This is a genomic window from Actinosynnema sp. NPDC059797, from assembly GCF_042732085.1.
GTDB lineage: Bacteria > Actinomycetota > Actinomycetes > Mycobacteriales > Pseudonocardiaceae > Actinosynnema.
The window spans coordinates 1-6,828 of record NZ_JBHWIE010000369.1 but is presented as its reverse complement, the minus strand read 5'-3'; the positions used below and the strand labels follow the sequence as shown (position 1 = coordinate 6,828).

General features: G+C 77.4%; 5 protein-coding genes. 3 read left to right on the top strand and 2 right to left on the bottom strand.

The features are described from left to right. The 3 genes from ACFV4N_RS37300 to ACFV4N_RS37290 form a co-directional block, all read left to right on the top strand. On the top strand, window positions 1–967 hold a 967-nt coding region (locus tag ACFV4N_RS37300; protein ID WP_499677385.1), incomplete at its 5' end, for a sensor histidine kinase. Beyond that, window positions 964–1,665: a response regulator gene (locus tag ACFV4N_RS37295; protein WP_499677384.1), complete on the top strand. Its 702-nt coding sequence runs from the start codon at window positions 964–966 to the stop codon at window positions 1,663–1,665. The genes ACFV4N_RS37300 and ACFV4N_RS37295, both read left to right, overlap by 4 nt. A gap of 29 nt (window positions 1,666–1,694) precedes the next feature. After that, entirely contained in the window at window positions 1,695–2,165 is a 471-nt protein-coding gene (locus ACFV4N_RS37290; RefSeq protein ID WP_499677383.1) for a hypothetical protein, read from the top strand. Between the two features lie 75 nt (window positions 2,166–2,240). On the opposite strand, the gene ACFV4N_RS37285 is transcribed toward ACFV4N_RS37290, so the two are convergent. Continuing rightward, window positions 2,241–3,797, bottom strand: coding sequence for a bifunctional 3-(3-hydroxy-phenyl)propionate/3-hydroxycinnamic acid hydroxylase (locus tag ACFV4N_RS37285; RefSeq protein ID WP_499677382.1), 1,557 nt, complete (start codon window positions 3,795–3,797; stop codon window positions 2,241–2,243). Between the two features lie 110 nt (window positions 3,798–3,907). Further along, window positions 3,908–6,828 (bottom strand): ATP-binding protein (locus tag ACFV4N_RS37280; RefSeq protein ID WP_499677381.1); only part of this gene is annotated, 2,921 nt, incomplete at its 5' end.

Genomic DNA, 6,828 nt, shown 5'->3' with positions numbered 1-6,828 from the left:
CGTCGGCCCGGTCACCGGCGTCGACACGAGCCTGGCCGCCACCTCGGCCGTCGCGCTGTTCACCGTCGCCCTCACCCGGCCCGGACGGGTGTCGGCCGGCGCCGCGGTCGCCTGCTCGGTGCTCGGGCTGTTCGCCGCTCTCCAGGAGGCCGCGACCCACCCGCCGGGGGAGCGGGGCGTGGTGCTGCCCGTCGTCACCGTGTTCTACCTGCTGCTCTACGGCTGCGTCTGGGCCGCCGGCCGGTGGACCCGGATCAGCAGGCGGCGCGCCGCGCGGGAGGCGGTGCTGTCCGAGCGCACCCGCATCGCCCGCGAGCTGCACGACATCGTCGCCCACTCGGTCACGGTCATGGTGCTCCAGGCCGCGGGCGCGCGGCGCGTGCTCGCCACCGACCGGGCCCGGGTCGGCGAGGCGCTCGGCCACATCGAGGAAGCGGGCGAGCAGGCCATGGGCGAGCTGCGCCGGATGCTGACCGCGCTGCGGCTGAGCTGCCGCGACGACCCGCCACCGCCCGACGGCGTCACCGGTGGGCCCCAGCCGGGCCTGGCCGACCTCGACCACCTGGTGCGCGTGGTCTCCGCGGCGGGGGTCCGCGTGCGCACGCGGGTCGAGGGCACCCCCCGGTGCCTGGCCGCCAGCGTCGACCTGGCCGCCTACCGGGTGGCCCAGGAGGCGCTGACCAACGTCACCAAGCACGTCGGGCCGGGCGCGACCGTCGAGGTGCGGCTGACCTGGGGCGACGCCGACCTGACCGTCACCGTCGTCGACGACGGCCGCGGCCGGCTGCCCGACCGCGCCCTGTCCGCCCACCACGGCCTGACCGGGCTGCGCGAACGGCTGGCGATCATCGGCGGCTGCCTGGCCGCCGACCCGCGGCCCGAGGGCGGGTTCCGGCTCACCGCCGTGCTCCCCGCGCCCGCGCCGCAACCGGAGCGGGCGCACGAACGGGTCGAGGAGGTCGGGTGATCCGGGTGATGCTGGTGGACGACCAGCCCTTGGTTCGGGCCGGGCTGGTCATGCTGCTGGAGGCCGAGCCCGGCATCGAGGTGGTGGCCGAGGCCGACGACGGCGTGGCCGCGGTGGCGCTGGCCGCCGAGCTGCACCCGGACGTCGTGCTCATGGACGTGCGGATGCCCGGCATGGACGGCGTCGAGGCGACCCGCCGGATCATCGACGCCGACCCGGCCGGCGAGGACCACGCCACCAAGATCATCATCTTGACGACCTACCACGTGGACGAGGCCGTCTACGCGGCGCTGAGGGCCGGCGCGTCGGGCTTCCTGCTCAAGGACGCGGTGCCGCGCGAGCTGGTCGACGCGGTGCTCACGGTCGCCTCCGGCGAGGCGTGGCTGGACCCGACCGTCGCGAAAGGACTGATCCGCGAGTTCGCCAGCCGCCCCGCGGGCAGCGCGCCGACCTCCGCCGAGCTGTGCGAGCTGACCGCGCGGGAGCGGGAGGTGCTGGTCCTCGTCGCCCACGGCCTGTCCAACCCGGAGATCGCCGCCCACCTGGTGGTGGGCGAGGCGACGGTCAAGACCCACGTGGGCCGCATCCTGATGAAGCTCGGCCTGCGCGACCGGGCGCAGGCCATCGCCGCCGCCTACCACAGCGGGTTGGTCCAACCGGGTAGTCGACCACCGCCACCGGCCGGTGGCGCCTCGTGAACCCAGCCCCGGCGGAGTACCGTGGGGCGATGCGCCTGCGTCCGCGCATCGAACACCGACGCTCACCGGGGAGCGTGCGGCTCGACCCGGTGGCGGAGCAGCGCGTGCGCCTGGGGACCCTGCTGGAGGTCGTGTCCCGGGCGGTGGCGCTCCAGGACCGGGCGGACGAGGTGATCCGCGACTGCGCGTGGCCCGGCGAGGTGCCCGGCGAGGTGGCTCGCTGCGGCCAGGTGGTCGCGGGGGAGTACGCGAGGCTCTTCGGCTGGGCGGCCGACCTGGCGTGGCCCGACCCCGCGCCCCGGCGGGTCGGCGAGCTGCTGAACTACCACCTGGCCATGCTGGACACCGCGCTGAAGCTGGCCTTCCCCCGCTGCCGCACGGAACGGCTGGAACGCCACCGGCTCGCGCTCACCGGCCTGGGCAGGCCGGCCCGCGAGCTGCGGGAGTGGGAGGACGTGCTGCGGCGCCGGATCGCCGAACTCGACCGCCGCGCGGGGTGACCGCCCGGGGCCCACCACCCCCTCCGCACGCCCGGCAGCGCGCCCGGCCCCGGCCTGCGCTGACCCGGCCTGCGCTCACCCTGCCCGTTCGTCGGCCGCCAGCCGCGTGCCGACGACCCCGGCCGTGATCCCGGCAGTGACCCCGGCCGCGACCCCGGTGGCGTGGACGAACCGGTCCGGGCGCAGCACCACCACGTCCGTGCCGTGCCGGGCGAACCACGCGGTCAGCACGCCGTCGGCGTCGAGGACCTCGGTGATCCCGCCGCCCGCCGCCCCGCCCGGCGGCACCACGCGCACGAACCGCGTCGCCGGCCCGCGCCACCCGGTCGCCGTCCTCAGGTCCACCCCGGGCCCGACCACCGCGAACTCCGCGCCCAGCACGTCGTCCAGCAGCCGCCGCGCGCCGTCGACCACGACCTCCGGCTGCGGGAACATCGTGCCGACCGCGCCGCGCCGACCGGGCAGCGCCGGCCGCGGCTTGAACTCGAAGCGGCGGACGGCGCGCCGCACCCGGGGCACCAGCTGCACGGCGCGCAGCAGCACGTCCCGCGCGAACGCGGCGAACCGGTCGCGCACCAGGAACACCCGGCCCATGCGGACGCTGGTGCGGGCCATCTCCTCGGTGTGCGGCCGGCGTTCGCGCTCGTAGGTGTCCAGCAGCGCGTCGTCCGCCTCGCCCCGCAGCACCAGCGCGAGCTTCCACGTCAGGTTCGCCGCGTCCCGCAGCCCGCTGCACAGGCCCTGCCCGAGGAACGGCGGCATCTGGTGGGCCGCGTCGCCCACCAGGAACACCCTCCCGGCCCGCCAGCGCTCGGCCACCAGGTGGTGGAAGGTGTAGACGACGGCCCGCGTCACCGCGAACCGCTCCGGGTCCACGTACGGCGAGACCAGCTCGGCGATGGTCCCCGGCCGGGTCATCACCTCCGGGTCCTCGTCGTCGCGCAGCATGAACTCCAGCCGGTGGGAGCCGAACGCGCCGGGCGAGACGAACGCGGGCCGCCGCCAGTCGCACACGAACCGGGTCGTCGGCACCCGCACCCCGCCCGGGGCCACGTCGCCGGACACCGCGAGCCACGGCTCCTCGTACGACGTGCCGGTCAGGCCGATGCCCGCCGCGGCCCGCGTGGTGCTGCGCGCGCCGTCGCACCCCAGCACGTACCGGGCGCGCACCTCGCTCTCCGCGCCGGTGCCCACGTCCCGCAGCACCAGCGCGACACCGTCCCCGTCCTGCTCCAGCCGCACCAGCTCGACACCCGTCCGCAGGGTGACGTGGTCGGGGAACCGGCCCAGGCCCGCGCGCAGCGCCGCCTCCAGCCGGGGCTGGTCGAAGAAGTGCAGCGGCCGGGCGCCCAACCCGAAGTCGACCTCGTCCAGCGCGATGGTGGCGAAGGCGCGCCCCCCGGCGTTGACGTACTCCGCCACCGACGGCGGGTGCATGTCGCGGGCCACCTCGTCGCGCAACCCGGCCTGCTGGTAGATCCGCAGCGCCTCGTCGTCGCAGGAGAACGCGCGGGGCTGCCCGTGCGGCGAGGTCGAGCGCTCCACGACCAGCGTGCGCACACCGCGCACGCCCAGCAGGTTGGCGGTGAGCGCGCCCACCGGCCCGCACCCCACCACGACAACGTCGAACATCCGGTCCCTCCCCATTGGCTGTGCCGGACCAGCACACCGGAGGGCTGTGGGAATCCTGTGGGAACCGCTGTTGAGGTCGGTGCACGAGGTCGCCGTCGCGGGGCGCCCGATCACCGGAACCGGGCGGCCAGCAGGTGCGCGCCCTGCTCGACCGCGATGCGCGCCCCGGTGACCAGGTCCTCCTCCGCGCCGCGGGCCACACCCCGGATCCGGTGCAGCTCCGCGACGAGCACCCGCTCCCCGGCGGCCACGGCGGCGGCGAGCCCCGCGTCGGCCAGCTCGGCGGCGGTGTCGAGCCGGCCCACGGCCAGGTGCGCGTCGGCCACGGCGGCGGTGGTGATCGTGCGGGTCGACCGCAACCCGAGCCGGTAGATGCCGTCGGCCGCCTCCCGCACCGCGGCCAGCCGCGACGCGTCACCCCCGCGCACGGCGGCCCACTCGGCGAAGAAGTCGCCGACGGTCACGAAGTGCGGCATGTTCTGCCGCGCGCCGAGTTCCCGGCAGCGGCGGGCCGCCACCTCCCCGGCGGCCACGTCGTGCTCCTGGAGGGCGGTCCACCCGGAGAACAGCGCGGCGTTGGCCCGGCCGTAGGGGTCGTCGGCGCGCTCGGCCAGCTCGTGCGCGGCGCGGAGGTCCTGCCGCGCGGCCTCGGCGTCACCGCGCAGCGAGCGGACCAGGGCGCGGAAGTCGTGGGTGGCGAGCGTGGGCGTGCGCCCGGTGCGGCCGACGAGCAGCCGCGCGTCGAGCCGGTCGACCGCCGCGGTGAGCAGGTCGTCGGCGTCGGCGAGGCGACCGGTGAAGTAGGCGACCACCCCCAGCAGGTACCGACCGGCGACCCCGGTCAACCGGTCCCCGCCGTCGTCCCCGCCCTCGCCCTCGCCCCCGACGAGGCGGCTCGCGAGGTCCCGGGCGATGTCGAACTCCGCCCGGTTGCAGGCCAGCTCGCCGAGCGTCCACAGGGCGAGCCTGCGCCCGGGGAGCGGCTCCGGCCGCCCCAGCAGCTCCCGCGCCCGGGCCGCCGCCCGGTCCACCGCGTCGCTGCCGACCCCCACCGTGATCTGCAGCAGCGACGTCCGCTTGAGCTGCACCTCCAACTCGGCCTCACCGACCGCCGACGCGGCGGCGCGGTCCAGGTGCGCCAAGGCGTCCTCGTAGGCCAGCCGCCGCGTGGCGTCCTCCGCCGCCTCCAGGGTCCAGCGCAGGTGGTCCTCGGCCCGGTCGCGCGCCCGGCCGTAGTGGTGGGCCAGCTCGGCGGGGGACAGCCACCCGTGACCGGCGTCGGCCAGGCGGGCGTGCAGCTCGGCCCGGCGGCCCGGCCCCAGCTCCGCGTACACGGCCTCGGCGAACAGCGGGTGCCGGAACCGCACCACCCCCGGCCCGGTCTCCACCACCAGGTGCCCGACCAGCTCCAGCCACCGGCCGCCAACCCCACCCGCCACGGCCTCACCCACCGCAGCCCCACCCGCCGCCACAGCCCCACCTGCTGCCACGTCCAGCACCGCCACGTCCAGCTCACGCCCCGCGACGCCCAACAGGTCGACCCGCTCGCGGCTCGGCTGGTCCAGCGCGTGCAGCCGGAGGCGGACCGCGTCGCGCACGCTCGGCGGCGGCTCGTCACCGGGCGAGGCCAGCAGCTCGGTGATGAAGAACGGGTTGCCGCCGGTCCGGGTGACCAGCCGGTCCACCAGGTCGGCCGGGGGAGCGGAGCCGGTGCGCGACAGCACCAGCTCGGCGACCGCCCCCGCGTCCAGCCCGGCGGGGCGCACCTGGCGGTACCCGGGACCGCGGGCCAGGTCGGCGAGCGTCGCGACCAGCACCGGGTCGTGCTCGTAGGGGCGCAGCGTCGCCACCACGAGCGCCCGCGACTCGGGCAGCGCCGCGGCGACGTACCTCAGCAGCAGCAACGAGTCGGCGTCCGCCGCGTGCAGGTCGTCCAGCACCAGCACCAGCCCGGCGGGCTCGGACGCCGAGCGGATCAGCGCGGACACGGCCTCGTAGGCCCGGAACCGCGCCGCCGGGTCGCTCCGCCCGGCCGGCGGACCGGCGGCGAACCCCGCCAGCGCCGGGTCGTCCGCGCGCGGCGCCAGCGACCGCACCACCTGCGACCACAGCCAGAACGGCGGCGCCTGCCCGAGGTCGGGGCAGCGGCCCCACACCACCGGCACGCCCGCCCGCTCGGCCAGCGCCCGCGCCAGGCTGGTCTTCCCGATCCCGGCCTCACCCACCAGCGCGACGAACCGGCCGCCCTCCCGCACCGCCGCCGCGAGCGCCCCGCCCAACACCGCCAACTCGCCCGCCCGCCCCACCAGCCCCGAACCGCGCGTGTCCTCCACCCCGGCATCGCGTGTCCTCCGGTCCGACACCGCGAACCGCACGTCCGCGGGCGGCACGGAGTGGTCCAGGACCTGTCGGTGCAGCGAGCGCAGCCGCTCGCCCGGCGCGACGCCGTACTCCTCGGCCAGCAGCCGCCGACCCTCGTCGAACACCGCGAGCGCCTCCGCCTGCTGCCCCGCCCGGTACAGCGCGAGCATCAGCTGGGCGCGGGCGTGCTCGCGCTCCGGGTGGGCGGCCACGAACCGGCGCAGCTCCGGCAGCACGGCGTGGTGCCCGCCCGCGGCCACGGCGGCGGTGAACCGGCACTCCCCGGCGGTCAGCCGCGCCTCGACCAGCCGCGCCACGTCGGGCCGCACCGCCGCCAGGTCCGCCACCGGCACGTCACCGCGCCACAGCGCCAGCGCGTCGGCGCAGCGCCGCTCGGCCGCCACCGGGTCGCCGCCCACCAGGGCCCGCGCGCCCGCCTCCGCGAGGTCGGTGAAGCGCACCGCGTCCACCGACCCCGGCGGGACGCGCAGCTCGTAGCTGCCGGGGTGCCCGAGCAGCACCTCGCCGGCCGCGCGCCGGCCGCGCCCCGGCTCCAGCGCCCGCCGCAGCCCGGCGACGTAACCGCGCAGCGTCACGTGCGCACCGCCCGGCGGCCGCCCGTCCCACAGCGCGTCCACCAGCCAGTCGACGCCCAGGACCCGGTTGGCCC

Excerpts from the sequence above, each read along its gene's own strand:
- ACFV4N_RS37290 (WP_499677383.1), top strand. The coding sequence starts at position 1,695 with ATGCGCCTGCGTCCGCGCATCGAACACCGACGCTCACCGGGGAGCGTG.
- ACFV4N_RS37285 (WP_499677382.1), bottom strand. The coding sequence starts at position 3,797 with ATGTTCGACGTTGTCGTGGTGGGGTGCGGGCCGGTGGGCGCGCTCACC.